This is a genomic window from Paraglaciecola sp. 20A4, from assembly GCF_011378905.1.
Lineage (GTDB): Bacteria > Pseudomonadota > Gammaproteobacteria > Enterobacterales > Alteromonadaceae > Paraglaciecola.
This window is the reverse complement of record NZ_WTPY01000001.1, coordinates 567,107-583,429: the sequence shown is the minus strand read 5'-3', so window position 1 is coordinate 583,429 and position 16,323 is coordinate 567,107. Positions and strand designations below refer to the sequence as shown.

Annotated in this window: 9 protein-coding genes; 3 read left to right on the top strand and 6 right to left on the bottom strand. The window is 46.0% G+C overall.

Going from position 1 to position 16,323, the window contains the following annotated elements; all coding sequences use genetic code 11:
• Window positions 1-5: 5 nt before the first annotated feature.
• Both GQS54_RS02325 and GQS54_RS02320 read right to left on the bottom strand, forming a co-directional pair.
• Complete coding sequence (locus GQS54_RS02325) at window positions 6-1,730, bottom strand: hypothetical protein (RefSeq protein ID WP_166422379.1); 1,725 nt, start codon at window positions 1,728-1,730, stop codon at window positions 6-8.
• A 735-nt stretch (window positions 1,731-2,465) separates the two neighbouring features.
• Window positions 2,466-4,898, bottom strand: a complete 2,433-nt coding sequence (locus GQS54_RS02320; RefSeq protein ID WP_166422378.1) for an alkaline phosphatase D family protein — start codon at window positions 4,896-4,898, stop codon at window positions 2,466-2,468.
• 232 nt (window positions 4,899-5,130) lie between these two features.
• Here GQS54_RS02320 and GQS54_RS02315 point away from each other — a divergent pair, with 232 nt between their 5' ends.
• Window positions 5,131-7,062: a DNA topoisomerase III gene (locus GQS54_RS02315; RefSeq protein ID WP_166422435.1), complete on the top strand. Its 1,932-nt coding sequence runs from the start codon at window positions 5,131-5,133 to the stop codon at window positions 7,060-7,062.
• 20 nt (window positions 7,063-7,082) lie between these two features.
• Here the strand turns inward: GQS54_RS02315 and GQS54_RS02310 are convergent, their stop codons facing one another.
• From GQS54_RS02310 to GQS54_RS02295, 4 genes are all read right to left on the bottom strand, one after another.
• A complete protein-coding gene (locus GQS54_RS02310) occupies window positions 7,083-9,533 on the bottom strand; it encodes a PQQ-binding-like beta-propeller repeat protein (RefSeq protein ID WP_166422377.1) in 2,451 nt (816 codons plus the stop codon).
• A gap of 96 nt (window positions 9,534-9,629) precedes the next feature.
• Entirely contained in the window at window positions 9,630-10,679 is a 1,050-nt protein-coding gene (locus GQS54_RS02305; protein ID WP_166422376.1) for a VOC family protein, read from the bottom strand.
• A 57-nt stretch (window positions 10,680-10,736) separates the two neighbouring features.
• A complete protein-coding gene (locus tag GQS54_RS02300) occupies window positions 10,737-11,504 on the bottom strand; it encodes an SDR family oxidoreductase (protein WP_166422375.1) in 768 nt (255 codons plus the stop codon).
• A 92-nt stretch (window positions 11,505-11,596) separates the two neighbouring features.
• Complete coding sequence (locus tag GQS54_RS02295) at window positions 11,597-14,047, bottom strand: TonB-dependent receptor (protein ID WP_166422374.1); 2,451 nt, start codon at window positions 14,045-14,047, stop codon at window positions 11,597-11,599.
• Between the two features lie 416 nt (window positions 14,048-14,463).
• Between GQS54_RS02295 and GQS54_RS02290 the strand changes: the two genes are divergently transcribed.
• On the top strand, window positions 14,464-15,432 hold the full coding sequence (locus tag GQS54_RS02290; RefSeq protein ID WP_166422373.1) for an alpha/beta hydrolase: 969 nt from the start codon (window positions 14,464-14,466) through the stop codon (window positions 15,430-15,432).
• A 125-nt stretch (window positions 15,433-15,557) separates the two neighbouring features.
• Complete coding sequence (locus tag GQS54_RS02285; RefSeq protein WP_166422372.1) at window positions 15,558-16,211, top strand: TetR/AcrR family transcriptional regulator; 654 nt, start codon at window positions 15,558-15,560, stop codon at window positions 16,209-16,211.
• Window positions 16,212-16,323: the final 112 nt, after the last annotated feature.

The window sequence follows — 16,323 nt, the reverse complement described above, 5'->3', positions numbered from 1 at the left end:
ATGTCCTAAACGTTGGCGCCGACAGCGATTTTTTTACGCTGCATTGCCCAGTAAGCGGTGAAAAAGTAAATAAGTGTGCAGATAAACGCTACGGTGAAAAACATGTCTCTATTCACTTCGTAGGCAGGAATATTCGCACTGAAGAACATGGTGTTGCACGCTAGAAGAAAAGTAATAACTAGACTGCTAATAGCGGTCACGCGAAGCAATTTAGTCAGCTTAGAGATATGTATTACTGGCTCTGGTTCGTTTGCTGCTTGCTCAGCTTGATGAAGCTCTACGCGCTCGTTAAAGGCTTCCATTTTTGCTTGCTCTTCTGGGTACTTATCTGCAGCACCGTGACGCTTAGCCATGTAGGTGTAAACAATAATGGTGAAGAACCAAGTAGGAATAAACAGATAGTAGAACGACAATACATCCAGTATGTTCAAGCCAAAACCAAATACTAAGCCCAAGCCCCAAGCCACAACCGCAGGTCGGCTATGGGTGAGTTGGCGATACGCTACCCAATAGCGTGTAAAACCAATTTTTGGAAAGATGAAGTGCTCAGCAAATACGATGGCCCCCACCGGCACCACTAACAAACCAGCATAGGTTAATAAGGGTAAAAGCTTAGTAAATACGAACGGGAAGCATGCGATACATACCGTTACCAGTCCCACGGTTAACGTCGTTTTAGTACGTGAGTGATTTTTGAAAATAGCTTGTGCAGCAAGACCAGCGCGATATAAATTTGCGTTCGCCGTTGTCCAACCAGCCACAATCACAATCACCAAACCTGATAAGCCTAGTGCTTGATAAGCCACATCACCTGGGTCTAATTCAACAATCGATTTTTGCACAATAATAGCAGTACCTGCGCCCATAATACCGGCAGATATCCATGCGATATAGTGGCCAAACAACATACCCGCAGAGGTACATAAGCCGTATGAACGCTTCCGAGCATAGCGTAGTAACGCCATATCAATCAAACCAACGTGCGTGATGGTATTAGCTGCCCACGAGAAACCAATGACTTCTAGTAACCCGATGCCTGGCTCTCCACTGGCATTTAAGCCTGTCCACACGGATAAACTGCCAATGTGCATAAAATCAGCCCAGCTACTGAGGCCCGTTTGGCCAATCACAGAATCCGCTAAGGCAGGCATCAAAATTAAGGGGCCACTGACGAACATGACAAGTAACCAAGGGGCACAGATACCAGAGAAGTTTGATACCGCAGTGAAGCCATACATAGCCACCAATACCACGATAACTCCCACGGCCAATACAATCGCTACAAACCAAGCGTTTGTTGGGTACCAGTTGAGTTGGGCGGGAATATCAAAAGCGAAACGTACGGCAGTTGCGGAGACCGTGATCATCGCAGCGGATATCACGGTAAATATAATAACGTTAGCCCAATTATAGAGCTTAGTCATTGAATCGCCGGCGATTTTTTGCAAGTACGTATATAAGCTTAAACGCGTTTCTACTGCGATAGGCGTGGTAATAAATGTCCAGCTCAATACCGCTAGTATATTACCGATTAACAAGCCTAACAAAATGTCAGTCATGGTAGCGCCGAGTGCAACGAAGGTTGCACCGAACACAAATTCGGTCGCAGCGACGTGTTCACCGGCATAAAGACCTAAAAAGTGGGTCCAGCCCTTTAATTTATGCTTAGGAATGGGTAGCTGTTCTTCGCTTATATTCCCGATACTGCTGTTATGCGTTTGAGACGTCATAGTAATTTTCCAGCCTGCTGTCGATTATGCCAGTGACACCTATTTTTCAAGTAACGCGCTAACCAACGATGAAGTTTATCTTCATCATGTTCGAACAACTGAACCGAACACGCCTACATAAAATGAGTATCTGATTATAATTGGGCATATGCCCCAATGAAGAGCATATTCCCAAACCATGTAGTCACTTGTCAACTCTTTGTTAATAACGTGAATTCAATAAAGTAGCGTTTGAATAAATCTATAAACGTTAAGGACGGGGCATAAAACCAACCATAAATAATGATAATATATAATAATTTCAGATATATAAGAAGATGTAGATAGGATTTACACAGGTATAAAAAGGCCAAAAGTAAACGTTTTGTAAATTTTTAAAGTTGGTTAATGCGTAATTTTTAAACAAAAAGTTCTAACGGAAAATAGCGATGAACAGAAAAGTTAATCATTTTACTGGTACGGCATTTCGACATAATCGTAGAATTTTCACTGACGAGGCAAGGTTCGGTTCTATTACTTTGTTTTTTTACGAGCGATTTGTTGAGAGTGTTTTGTTGAGAGTGGCTTGTTGAGGGCGGTTCGTAGTAAGCCCTTCAATATGGCCCGCAGACGTTGATAACGAAGATGAAGTATAAAAACATCAGGTGCTTTAAAAGCAGCCTGATGAGATTAATACTAACGCCAATATTAAAACTAAGAGTAAAACGCTCGTGGACACTAACCCTAAAATCAATATCAACTCAGTTGGTTTAGCCCACGGTTCTCATCTTTGTGGATCGTTACTGGCCAACCGTCATACTGGTTGGATGCCTTTTTATCATTTACATCAATCAAAAACTTGTAAGCATCCATAGTGTAGGTCTGTTGATCTAGGTCGAAGGTGATCATACCAAAACCACTGCCCTTCTCGTGCGCCTGCACATATCGGTTGCTTGATTTACCCACCAGCGGGTTAGCCACAGCATACACATACATCTTGTTGCCGAAGGCATCTGCGTATTCACCGGTATTCGGTAAACCATGCTCAGGGCGATTGTTAACCTCAAAACCTACCGCGTCAGGTTTCCACCAACGCGGCCAACCTGCAGCAATGGCTGGACTACAAAATGCCCAGTTACTATCACGCTGATTATGCACGCCATATTGTGACAACGTGCCTAAATGGGTATCGCCACATATATGCAACGCTGCAGACTCGCGCATAATATCGATAGCATTATTTCTAGCTGTGGCGGGCCAACCACTGCTATCAAAGTCATATTTCAGGTAACGATCTGGGCGCGGCTGATGGGTCGCAATGCCTGCAAATACGGTTTGGCTTAATACCGCTTTGAGTTTGTGACCACGCCAATCTTGCGACCATTGCTTTAGGTATGCTTCTTGGCGCTGACCTAACAAAGCCAATTCAGGACCATCAAACTGGGGGTTAACATATCCTGGCGCTTCTCCCTGTCCCGTTTCACCCACCACAACGCCAATTCCCTCTGGTGCACTTTTCCATTGGCGGTCAGCCAATATGGCGAATCCAACACCACCGTATATTAAGTTGCCATAATAGCTGCTGATACCACTGGCGTTTGGCGTTGTATCAAAACCATCAGGGTGATGGGAGGTATTGGTTTTGTGCACCACGTTAACCATAGACACAGGTTGAATGTATCCCCCGAGAATACTTGCCGAAGGGTCTCGTTCGATATGTTGCATAGGCGCACCGCCCTCGCCCCATAAGTTTCCTTGCAGCACATCATGATCGTCAGGCAAACACACAGTCGGCCTATCACGCATAACGTCTCTAAACGACAAACCAAACTGATAATACATGCGTAAATAGTTCAGTGTGGCACGCTCGGCAGGCGCCCTGACATAACCAAAACCACCGTGATTCTCGTACAGTTGGTCGCCTGAGAAAAAGACCAAGTCTGGGTCTAGTTTTAATACGTTTTCTGCCACCGGGCTATAGGGAAATGCATAATCATTTTGGCAGGTTAGTGACGCCATACGCATCGCTCGGCCAGCAGGATTTGCTTGAATCGTCCCTGAGTAAATGTCTGGCGTGTGTGAGCCATCTTTATGTCGTTGGTTGTATATCACCCGAAATGCCGTGCTCTGGGTTTCATCCCAGTTCGGTTGAGTGAACGTCGCCAGTGAAGAAGCTGGATCAACAGTGCTTTGCCCAAGTGATTGCCACTGGCCATTACGTTTTGCTTGTAGCTCAACACTTTGATTGTCTTTTAACCCTAACGGCCCGAGCAGTGCACTGAGTTTAAGCACAAATCCTTTTTCGCTTTGGGAGTCGCTTAGTGTGTACATAGTCCACAGAATTGGCCCGAAGCGCTGCTCAGGTGAATACTCAAAGGCATCTCCCGCCATGTGCCACTGGCTAAAGCGATATCGACTACCATTGTGCTCTTTAGCGTCACTTTGAAAGTCTGTGGCTGGCAATGCAAAATTACTTACCAAAGCAACATTTCCCATTATCTCACCTGCTGATACCAATAAAGTATGTGCTCCGAGTAAGCTTTGGTTGCTCGCAAGTTGTACTTTAACGTCAAGCAGCATTGCGCCAACTTGCGGCGTGCCTATGATAATTAAGTCTACGGGCTGATTGGCGATATCTCTTAATAATGGTATCCGTTCACCACCTATGACTAAGGTATTTTTAATAACGCCCACATCAAAACCTTCCTGCACAAAACAGTTACTGCGGTATTCGTTTAGCTCACTGCGCGCACCTAAACGCACTCCACCACCACCGTCGTTATCGTTAGGTGACAAATTCTCTAGGCGCACACGTATCTCAAAGTTACCCTGCTGATTTTTCAGTTGATGTGTCAGTGAATGAACACTGCGATTGCCCCCAGGGTTAATACAATGGGCGTGCCCCTCTTTGACCTGCCAGTCTTCCATAGGATTTGCCCAGTAATCGCCGCCCAACCAGACACGATCATGGGTTTGCTGCCAATTATCTTGTGTATCTGCAACGACGTTGGGGGCACTGCTTAACGTGCCCTTTGCTAACAAGGTTTCCCTTGGGTTGTGCTCTAATGAGCGAGCACAACCGGCGCTGGCTGCTAGTACGCCTGCACCTACACCCGCACCTACAAATTTAAGGGCTGCACGGCGAGACATAATAGCTGGCTGAGTGTTGTTGTCGTTACTGGGTTTCATATACGCTCACTTTGATAATTGTTTATTGTTAACATTAATTATACGAGTCACAAACTAAAAAACCACTATTTTTTGACATTTATGAATTCGGTTTCCCTATATTATTTCCTCTATACATAGGTAAGTTAGTCAAATGAGCAAAATAACCGCTAAATTGCAGATAAAAATCGCCCAACTTCAACCCAGCGATATTTATTGCTACACTACTGTTTTTACATACAGTTTTGTTTCTATGATCTTATATATCGCTGAAAAGCCCAGTTTAGGCCGCGCAATTGCACAAGGCTTTAGTGGCCAACAACAAAAGCAAGACGGTTATATTCAGCTTGGAAATGGCGACTGTGTGACCTGGTGTATAGGCCATTTATTAGAACAAGCAGAGCCTGATAAATACGATCCAGCCTACGCTAAGTGGGCTCTGCAACATCTGCCTATCGTGCCGCAGGACTGGATACTGGTACCGAAAAAAGGCACCAGCAAACAATTATCAGTGATTAAGCGCTTATTAAAAACAGCGACACACGTTGTGAATGCCGGAGATCCCGATCGCGAAGGTCAACTGCTTGTGGACGAAGTCATCACGTATTGCAAAGTGAAACGCAATATCATCGATAACGCCGGGCGCTTGCTCATCAATGACCTAAACCTAAATGCGGTTAAAAAATCCCTGAGCAATATTCGCCCTAATCGAGACTTTACCGGCTTATCGATTTCCGCTTTGGCACGCTCACGAGCCGACTGGCTTTATGGCTTAAATTTGACCCGCGCTTATACCCTGCTCGGCCAGCGCGGTGGTTATTCTGGCGTGCTTTCGGTGGGGCGAGTGCAAACACCCGTACTCGGTTTAGTCGTTAGGCGTGATGCAGAGATTGCACAGTTTCAGTCGAAACCATTTTATGAAGTGCTTGCAACGCTCGCCACGCATGCAATCGGCGATGATAGTAGCCAAACCTTTAGCGCGAAATGGCAGCCCAGTGCGGCGTGCGAGCCTTATCAAGATGAAGAAGGTCGGGTGATTGTAAAGAAGCTTGCCCAGACTGTGGTGAGCAAAACTCGTGGTCAACTTGGCGTGGTGGAGTCATATACAGTGAAGGACAAGCAAAGTCCGCCGCCACTGCCCTATAATTTATCGTCATTACAGATTGATGCGTCTAAACGCTTTAATTTATCTCCTAAAACAGTGTTGAATGTGTGCCAGTCGTTGTACGAGCGGCATCAGTTAATCACCTATCCTCGCTCTGATTCACGGTATTTGCCCATGGAGCATTTCAGTGAAGCGCCGAAGGTATTGAGCGCCATTAAAGCAAATGCACCTGAACAACAAAGCGCAGTGGATAACGCCAATAGCAAGCTAAAATCGAAAGCGTGGAACGACAGTAAAGTGGATGCCCACCACGCCATTATTCCTACATCACGCAGCAAAGCTATATCAAGTTTAAGTGCTGATGAAGCAAAAATTTATCAGTTGATTGCCATGCAATATGTTATGCAATTTTATGGCCCCCATAAATACCAAGAACAAACCGCGGTGGTCACCATTGCCGGCGGCGTTTTTGTCGCCAAGTCTAAAGCTACTACCGATAAAGGCTGGTTGGCATTAACCAAACAGAGTGAACCCAAGCAGGAAACAAAAAACGAGCCTGCGCTACCTACCTTGGCCAAAGGCCAATCACTCGATTGCATTGATTCTCAGCTGGTGGAAAAACAAACATCGCCCCCCAAGCATTTTACCGAAGCCACCTTGTTAGCCGCCATGACAGGCATCGCCCGCTATGTGCATGACGCTAATATTAAAAAAATTCTTAAAGACACCGATGGTTTAGGCACCGAGGCCACAAGAGCCTCAATTATCGATTTACTGTTTAAACGCCAATTTATGCAAAAAAACGGCAAAGAAATACATGCAACCGCGACGGGTAAAGCGCTGATCAACGCCCTGCCAAGTGAGTCAACCCGACCGGATATGACCGCCATTTGGGAAGCGAATTTGGATAAGATTTCCCAGCGCAAAATGCGCTATCAAGACTTTATGCAGCCACTAACGCACACCATCGGCGAGTTAATTAACGCTAGCCAGCGCATTGATACTAGCCAATTCGCTGGGCTTGCTTCAACCAAACCTGCTTATAAAAAGAAATGGCGCAAGAAGAAAAATGCCCGTTAAGTCACGAGCATTTGTCAGTCTTATTCCAGTGCGTAAGCAATAACATAGCCGCCTTTGCCATCTCGTGGGCTTCGTGAATCTTCGTAGGTGTTCGTTTCAGGATCACGAGGGTAAGTCCAACTAGGATTAGGCACAGTCACGACAATAAACTGCTTGCCCGTCTTAGAGGATTGATAACTCATGGGCGTAGATTGACCATGGCCTGGCAAAGTATCGTGCCACTTAATTTCACCTGTTCGCACATCGTAAGCGCGAACTGTAGAATCCATAGTTGAGCTAATAAAGGTTAACCCGCCTCGTGTTGTTAAGGTGCCTGCTCTTACAGCCACCCCTACCTCAATGGGTAAACCTGAGCGTATACCAAATGGCCCTGCGTACTCCATACTGCCCAAAGGACGACTCCAGAGCAGTTCTTTGGTGTTCAGGTCCATCACGGCGATGCGCGCCCACGGCGGCTCAAAACACGGTACGCGTGTGCCCAACTTAGACATAAAAGGTTCTGGCCAGCCGTAGTATTTAATGCGCACATGATCGAAGGGATCATCAGGTTTAGCATCACGCTTTTCAGGCATAGGTGCATCCGGGTCCATCCTCACCGCGGGGTGATTGGGGCCCAGTAGATATTGCGCAATTGGGCCTGCTTTTGCCACTTGTTCTGGCGTAACCATATTCAGTCGGTGCGCCAACATTTGCGGCGCAGCAATGAGCAATCCGTTGTCGGCATCCACCGAAACACTGCCCCAGTTGAATCCACCAAAGTTACCTGGCGCTAGCATAGTGCCGCCAATTAACAACGGTCCATCAGCAGAAGGCGGCGTGAACATACCTTCGTAATTCATGATTTTATATTCCACTCGGCATAAGAGTTGATCGATAGGGGTTAAGCCCCACATGTCTTCTTCGTGCCTGAAGGGGTGAAAGTTGGGTAGCGGGGAAAACGGTTGCGTAGCAGAAAGGCGCTCGCCGTATAGTTCGCTTTGGGGTACAGGACGCTCTTCAATCGGGTGCACGGGTGTGCCGTCGCGTCGATCTAACAAAAATATGTCGCCCATTTTGGTCGGCACGGCCACCGATGGCACCATTTCGCCATCTCGCTCTACATCGACCAATACAGGCTGGGCAGGCAAATCGTAGTCCCACACGTCGTGATGCACAGTTTGATATTTCCAGCGCGGCTCGCCGCTGGCACCATCTAGTGCGACAATCGCCGATGACCAGCCGTCATCATAATCACGCCTGACACCGCCCCAATAATCAGGTGATGCATTACCCGTGGGCGCATATATGAGATCAAGTTCTGGGTCATAGCTCATAATGGTCCACACATTGGGCGTACCAGGCGTGTATATTTCGCCTTCGTTTGGCTCGCCATAATAACCAGGGTTGCCCAAGTCCCAAGCCCAGACGAACTGCCCCGTTGTGGCGCTAAATGCTCGAACAACGCCTGAGGGCAGACCAAGATCCTGCGTGTCAGCCACTAGCCCGCCAATAACCGCTACATCATCTGCGATAAGCGGAGGCGACGTAACGTAATACTCGCCTAATTCATATAGGCCTAACCCTTTGGTTAAATCAACCGTACCATTATCACCAAAATCTGTGCACAGTGCCCCTGTCATGGCATCAACGGCAATCAATCTAGCATCTACCGTGCCGACCAAGATACGTTTAGGACATTGCCCCACATAGTCAGCTGGCGCTTCGTGATAACTCACACCACGGCAGGTCTGTGCGTATTGATTGCTGCCTGAAGGAATAGCCTTGGGGTCATAGCGCCACACTTCTTGTCCGTTATCACTGTTAATCGCCATAAGCACATTGGAAGCCCCGCAGATGTACAGATGGTCATCAACCTGAAGCGGCGTCATTTTAAAGGTCTGCTCCACGCCAGTGCGGTAGCGCCAAACTTCCTTTAAATTTCCAACCGTTTCGGTATTTATCTGTGCTAACTGCGCGAAACGCGTGCCACCATCGGTATTGCCATAATTGCGCCAATCCGTGATGTTCGCCGTATCCGATAATGGCCTTTGGGTACCTGTGCCGTTTTGCTCATATCCCTGTAAAACGCTTACCAATAAGACTATAGCTGAAAGTCCGCTTGGCAAGAATATCCAGCGACGATGAACACTCGATGCACCGTGCGGTTGCTTAAGCGTTGCTGCATACCAAGGCGTTACAAACCAAAGCGCGAATATAAGCCACGTGGCGATCCTAGGTAAAAGCGCTAACCAATATAAATCTGACTCGTAGGTTGCCCATATAAGCGTGATAACGAGCAGGCCGCCGAATAATTTATAGGCTAAAGGGTTGCCTTTAATCATCAGTACGGCTGTGGCAATCAGGGTAATACCCGCGGCGAAATAATAAACACTGCCCCCAAGAAAAGCGAGATAGCCGCCCAGTAACGTCAGCGGCAAACCAAATAAAAAGATCAGTACAACGACCAACCAGTGGAAAATTTTAGTCAACATGAAATTGAAGGCTCCAAGGGGCGATACTTCGCCGAAAAAGGGGAGAACCGTGCTTAATTCGCATTACGCGCTCACTAAGCACATCGTGTGTTTTTATTATTCGACACCGTTGTTTTTAAAGTTTTTGGCTGAAAAAGGCGATTGGGCTGCCAACGTCTGAAAGCCGAGTAAATTGCCGTCGGGGTCACGCCCGAAAAAGGTGTTTCCGCCATTAAACAGCTGCGTTTTTGTTACTACGCTGCCTCCTGCATCAAGTAACATTTGCTGAGCACTTTCTAAATTAGTCACATCAAACATAATCATGTTGAAGCCGGTGGCATCAATAGGTCTGGGCGAGTCCAAGACCATAGGTACAGGGTTATGGTATTGAATAATCTCTAGCTCTAGGTTTCTCACTTGGAACCAAGCCATTTCAATTTCACTGTCTTTTAATCCGGAAACGTTATCAACGAACTCACCCTCATTATGTAAATACTGACCAGCACGACGGGGGTTTTCGGTTTCTAACAAGAATGAGTAAAAATCAACCAAGCGATCCATATCCCCGGTAGCCAGTGATATATGCCGAATTCGGCGCTCATTTTTCGGTGGCTTAGGCAAGTTCAATGGTTTTATATTAACGTGCTCAATTTCTAATATGATGTTGTCAGGGTCGCGCACATAAGCGTAAGAGACGTGCGTTTTAGGGTTTGTCATCATGTCTTTGCTACCAATATAACTTGCACCACCAGCCAGAATTTTCTGGTAGGTCTGAGTAGTGTCGATGACCTGAAAAGCCAGATGCGCCATACCCGGGCCGTTGGCATCGACGAAACTACTGGCTTTGGCTTTTTCAGAGGTCTTATCAAATTGCATTAAGAGCAACTGAGCGTTTACCCCCCTTAAAAGTTTGGTGTTAACACTGACACCAGAGCGCTGAGCTACCGCATTAATAAGAGTGTTGTTACTTAGTTTATCCGTTTCGATGAGCTCAACCTCGGTAGCGTCACGGTAAAGTTGTTCCGTTTGCTCAAGATTAGTCACTGTTATGCCCACGTAATTAACTCCCTCTATTACGGGGTTATCGACTCGACTCGGCGGTGAAATAAACCACGAGCAACCGCTTAGTAATAAAAGACTTAACAAACCTATTAAATAGTGACGCATCGTTTTCTCCTTATAAAAAACGCAACTTGCTTGAAGTATGTACAGCATGGAAAAGCGTTAAAAATTCACCGTTTTGACCGTTCCGCCATCGACCCGTAAGTTAGTACCGGTAATGTGTGATGCCGCGGGGCTAGATAAAAACGTGATCGGGTTAGCCACTTCTTCGGGGGTGCCTAGGCGATTAAACGCTGATAATGACGCGACTTTGTCATAAAACTCCGGCTGCTTGCTTTTCATCACGTCCCAGTGACCATTTTTATGCACAATAGGCCCAGGAGATACCACGTTGACTCGAATATTGAATTGCCCCACTTGATTGGCAAGTTTCATCGCATATGAGGTTAAAGCCGCTTTTATCGAACCATACTCCAATTCAGCAGGCGAGTTATTAGTCATAACCGACGCAATAGAGGCCACATACACAATAGACGGCGACGCACTTTTTTTAAGATACGGCAGCGCCAGTTCGGTTAACCGAATATGCTGCATTAAGTCTACTTCAAATCGATTCTTCCAGCGATCGATGCCCTCTTGGGTTTCTAGGGTGCTAACGTTACTGACCAACACGTCTAGTCCGCCAAGGTGCGCAAGCGCTTCAGTAAACCACGCTTCATAGGCTGAAATATCTGTCACGTCCAGCGGTTTGGCGAATACAGGATGGGTACTTTTCGCCCAGTCTTCTGCCGCCGCATCAAGGGCAACGCTGCCTCGAGCGCAAGTTGCTAAGCGCATATCTTCAGCTAAAAAATTGCCCATGACCGCTTTGCCAATCCCTCGGCTTCCGCCGGTGACGATGGCTCTTAAGCCCTGCATATTCAAATTCATTTTGTATCCTTAATGTGTAGTATCGTTATCAAACGAGAATGTTCAGCGTAAAAAACAAGACCTAGCCCTGCGTTATGGGGAAATGCCTAGCATTAAAATGTGTAAGCCACGCTGACACCATATGTGCGAGGTTGATTGATAAACGCCCCTACCGTGCCTGCCTGACCTGCCTGGCCGTAAACACTTAATAAGTTCTCGTCATCGGTTAAGTTTCGCGCCCACAACTGCACGCTGATATCGTTATTAAAATGCATGCCTGCACTCATACCGAGATTATTTACCTGACGGGTTAAATCTGGGTTATCCGTGGTGATGCTGCCAGCTGGGGCAAACACCAATGCGCTCTCATATGAGTAATCAGCACGAATATAAAGATCTCCTGCATCAAATGAGGTGTTGTATACGATGCCCGCCACTAGGCTCTTGTCGTGGATATTTAACGGCCTAGTGCCCGATAAATCTTCTGGTAAGCGATTACCAAATTCATCTTGTGGTGAATTCGGTCCAGGAGGGGCATTTTTAAATTCATCGTAAATGGGATCCAAATAAGTGCCTGCCAAAGTAAACGCCCAATTCTTACTCGGCGAATAGCGCACATCAAATTCGAATCCATCGACTGACGTTTTACCGGCATTCGCTTGGAATAAATCAATACCGTCAAAACTTCTGACCTGAAAGTCGTCTAATGACTGGTCGAAAATGGCCAGATTGGCCTGGAATTCCCGATACCAAACCTTCACACCCACCTCGGTCACGGTGGAATACTCGGGAGTAGATAACCGTGATCCATACATAGGGTTAGACGAGTTTTCACCCGATGCATTTAAAGCCGAAGCAAGTGAGCTGGCCGGGCGAGAAAAATTGGTTAAATCCCAGGATGATGATTTGAACCCTGTCGCTTGGCTAACGTAGAAGTTGTAATTGTCGTTCCACTTGTAAGCTAAACGAACCAGATAAGTGGTGTCACTGTCATCGGACTTACCATTTTCAATTGAGTTAGGAAAACTGACGATGGGCGCCCTAAACTGAGCGGCACTTAAGCCTGCAAACGCGCCGCCCGCTAGGGTATTAAAATTAATCGACGAGAACACATCTTCATTCGCCGTTTCTCTGACGTAAGCGTCTTTTTTATCGTTGGTGTAGTTTAAGCCCCCCGTCAGAGTCAGTGCGTCAGTTAGCTGGTAGTCAGCTGATGCAAAGAACGAGTAATCAGTGTTGTCTTGTCCTTCAGCGTAGGCCACTGCAATACCATCTGGGTAGAAAGTCCCCGCGGGAAGACCCAAAGCACTTTCAACACCCACCAAAGCGCCGCCAGTAAGAATGTTAACGTAAGGTCTTAGGTCCGGGCCGTATTCCAATGCGTCGGTCGATGTGATTTCCTCGTCAAAAAAGAAGCCGCCGGCAATCCAACTCAATGGCCCATCACCCGTCGATGTTAAACGTAACTCTTGGCTAAATGCTCGAAATTCAATATCTCTAACTGATGTTGACGTGTCAATCGCAGTGCTACCAACAGGATTTGATGCGACAAGATCGTTCATGCGATAAGCGGTAATGGATGTTAGTGAGAATCCGTCAAAGTTCACATCAAGGTGCAACGACAGCCCTCCGTCCTCGACCTCATTGGTCGGTGCTTTAATTAACACTGACTCCCTAGCAAAGGGGTTTGAATCGTCTAATACTGCCCCTCCTAACGCCATCACAATGCCGTTAACAGGGCCGCTGATCACATTTGGACTAGAGCAACAAATCTCGTCTATTTCGCTGTAGTCAGCAATCACTCTAAGGGTGACGTCAGGTGTTGGCTCCCAAAGCGCTTGGCCACGCAAGTTCCAGCGGTTTCTATCATCTTGGTCAGGCACGCCATCTTGCAAAGACGTGGTATAGCCGTCTCTTTTATTGATACCCGCGGAAAAACTTAGTGCTACCTCATCGCTCACGCCACCGGTGACGTAACCTTTAACAATGCGCTGATTGTAGTTACCCAGCGTTGCTTCCACCTTACCTTCTGTGGCAAATGAGGGCGCAGATGTCACTACACTTACCACACCGGCTGACGCATTTTTACCGAACAGCGTGCTTTGCGGCCCGCTGAGTACTTCTACTCGTTCCAATCGTGGTAAATCCGATATCGCCCCACCCGCTCTTGAGCGAAAAACGCCGTCGATAAACACCCCGACTGATGGCTCCGTGCCAATGCCTGAATCACTGCCGAAACCTCGAATACTGAAACTGGTAGCTGCTGTAAGGGTGGTTTGGCTGACCTTCAAAGAAGGCACTAATGTCTGCAAATCTAAAACATCAAATATTTTGGATTGCTCGATATCCACCGCACTCGTGACCGACACCGCAATAGGCGTATCTTGCAAAGTAAGTGGTCGCTTAGATGCAGTAACAAAAATACGCTCTACGTCATCTTCTTTGTCGCCAGTGATGGCTTGTTGTGCGCCTGCTGTAGGCATCATAAGCGCAGTAGCAATAATACTCGCGACCGCAGTGGATATTTTGTAACGCTTTAGGCATTTAACTGTGTGACTAGTCATGTTTTATTCCCCCGAAAGTAAACATTTCCACATCTAGCGACAAGCAAACGGCCAATACCGCAATAAGTGGAGTAATTTGTAAAACTATGCAAACAAGCTATTGAACATAGATACATTAGTCAACATTAATTTAACAATTAAGTAACTAGGACATTCCAAATAGCCCATAAAACAAAATAGATGCGATTAGATTAAAAGCTTAATTATCAATTAATTAAAATGATATACACAGCAATAAACATCTGGAATTATGGTATTAACCTTAATGATCAAAAATGTATTATTAAATTTCATACATCTTTACAGGAAGGAAAATAAACGTAATATGACGGCATTCTTGTGTGAACGCGCTGTAAAAATAGACTACAAATAAAAAACTAATTATTTAATACACACAAGTTCAATAAGGAATTCATATGAAAAATTATCTATGTTTAATTTGCTTGGCAATGACCTTGTTTGGCTGCTCCAAACAACAAAATGTTGATAAGCTGACACAACCTAAAAGCCATTTAGGCTTTGCTTCACAAACCATATCAATCAATGAATTAACGATTCACTATGTAGAAAAAGGAAGTGGCGAACTGATCTTGTTTTTGCATGGCTTTCCTTACTTTGGTGAGTCGTGGTTTAAGTTATTGGACGTATTTGGTGAGCAATATCATGCCGTCGCTCCCGACAACAGAGGTTACGGCTATTCAGAAAAACCAGAGGAGGTTGACGCTTACCACATTGAAAAACTGGTGAGTGATGTTGAGCAACTCATTCACAAATTGTCACCTTATAACAAGGTGATTTTAGTGGGTCATGATTGGGGCGGCGGCGTTGCGTGGGCGCTAGGCCAAACTCACCCGGAATTAATCAGCAAACTCATCGTAATAAATGGCATACCGCCGAATGCCTTCTTGAATGTGTTAGACCAAAGTGCGTTACAACGTGAGCGATCACAATATATTGAACGATTGGACGGTTGGATGGCCAAGCTAATGTTTGCCGTTCGCGGCGCTGATTTAATTTGGAAAGGCGCAGCTCGGTTACATGAAAATGGTCATGTAGATGACCGGTTTAAACAGGCTTTTTTGACGGCTTGGGAGCAACCAGGGGCTGCACAGGCTGCCATCAATTGGTACTCAGCAAATATTCCAGCGTTTGACCAAATTCAAGAAGCTGATTACTGGCCCAGTGAAACAGCGCGCATCAGCGTGCCGAGTTTATTGATTCGCTCTAAAGAGGACCCTGCGTTTACAGAAGACGCATTTGATGCCGTTGGCCACTACGTAGACAATTTAACCATCAAAGTGATCGACACCGACAGCCATGTCCCCTTTATCGACCACTCAGAAGAGGTTATAAAGTACATGCAAGAATTTATTCAAGGTAAGTAAGGTGATTGTTTCTCATGGTAAAGACATTAGGCTACCATGTTTCATTTGCTGCAAAATAATCGAGTGGTCATCAAACGCCATTCAGCATAATCCAGATAATGAAGTGCATACAATAGAAGCCCATTATGATTAAACCGAAAAAAACCAGAGTGCGCTTATCTCCTGAAAAACGTGAGCAAGAAATTTTGCAGTACTGTGCAAAAATTGTTGCGCAAGAAGGGGTTTTTGCCGTCAGTATCGAACACATAGGCAAGGCTCTGAACATCAGTAAGTCCACCGTTTATTCCTATTTCCCTAGCATATCGGAGTTGCTGCAGGAGCTTTTTCGCCGTGAAATGAAATCTCTGCGTGCGGCACAACAAAAAGCAATTCAAGAAGCCAATACGATTGAGCAATTAGTTCGTGGCGTCACCCATGCCTATCTAGAATATATAGACGAAAAGGGTTTACTGATAAGCCGTTTACAGGCTGACCCAAGCTTATCTTCAGTGGGCGGGCCGACTCAATATGGCCGGGAGATTGCGGTTAATCATTTAGCTGAAATATTAAAAGATATGTTTGGTATTCCCATGTCGATAGCCATACCAGCGGTGGATATTTCGTTTGGTTTACCAGAAGCAGCGGGGCAATGTTTAAACCGTAAAGTAACGGATAAAAAAACTATTGAAGATCTTACCGTCTCAATGATTTTATCGTGTATACAAGTAATGAAAGACGGTTACGATCTAAATCTACGACGTCTTCCAGAGCGCAGTCCGACCAAAAATATAAAGGGATAACCTGACTGCCATGTCTTATCGTGGCTCGAACATTGCGTAAACGAGCATGACGTAAATTTACAGCGCTGTATTTTATCAAACGCAATAAAAAAGCAACCGCTGAGTTACCTAA

What these genes read in the sequence shown, in the direction of transcription:
- GQS54_RS02325 (WP_166422379.1), bottom strand. Translation starts at nt 1,730, where the DNA reads ATGACGTCTCAAACGCATAACAGCAGTATCGGGAATATAAGCGAAGAA.
- GQS54_RS02320 (WP_166422378.1), bottom strand. Translation starts at nt 4,898, where the DNA reads ATGAAACCCAGTAACGACAACAACACTCAGCCAGCTATTATGTCTCGC.
- GQS54_RS02315 (WP_166422435.1), top strand. Translation starts at nt 5,131, where the DNA reads ATGATCTTATATATCGCTGAAAAGCCCAGTTTAGGCCGCGCAATTGCA.
- GQS54_RS02310 (WP_166422377.1), bottom strand. Translation starts at nt 9,533, where the DNA reads ATGTTGACTAAAATTTTCCACTGGTTGGTCGTTGTACTGATCTTTTTA.
- GQS54_RS02305 (WP_166422376.1), bottom strand. Translation starts at nt 10,679, where the DNA reads ATGCGTCACTATTTAATAGGTTTGTTAAGTCTTTTATTACTAAGCGGT.
- GQS54_RS02300 (WP_166422375.1), bottom strand. Translation starts at nt 11,504, where the DNA reads ATGAATTTGAATATGCAGGGCTTAAGAGCCATCGTCACCGGCGGAAGC.
- GQS54_RS02295 (WP_166422374.1), bottom strand. Translation starts at nt 14,047, where the DNA reads ATGACTAGTCACACAGTTAAATGCCTAAAGCGTTACAAAATATCCACT.
- GQS54_RS02290 (WP_166422373.1), top strand. Translation starts at nt 14,464, where the DNA reads ATGAAAAATTATCTATGTTTAATTTGCTTGGCAATGACCTTGTTTGGC.
- GQS54_RS02285 (WP_166422372.1), top strand. Translation starts at nt 15,558, where the DNA reads ATGATTAAACCGAAAAAAACCAGAGTGCGCTTATCTCCTGAAAAACGT.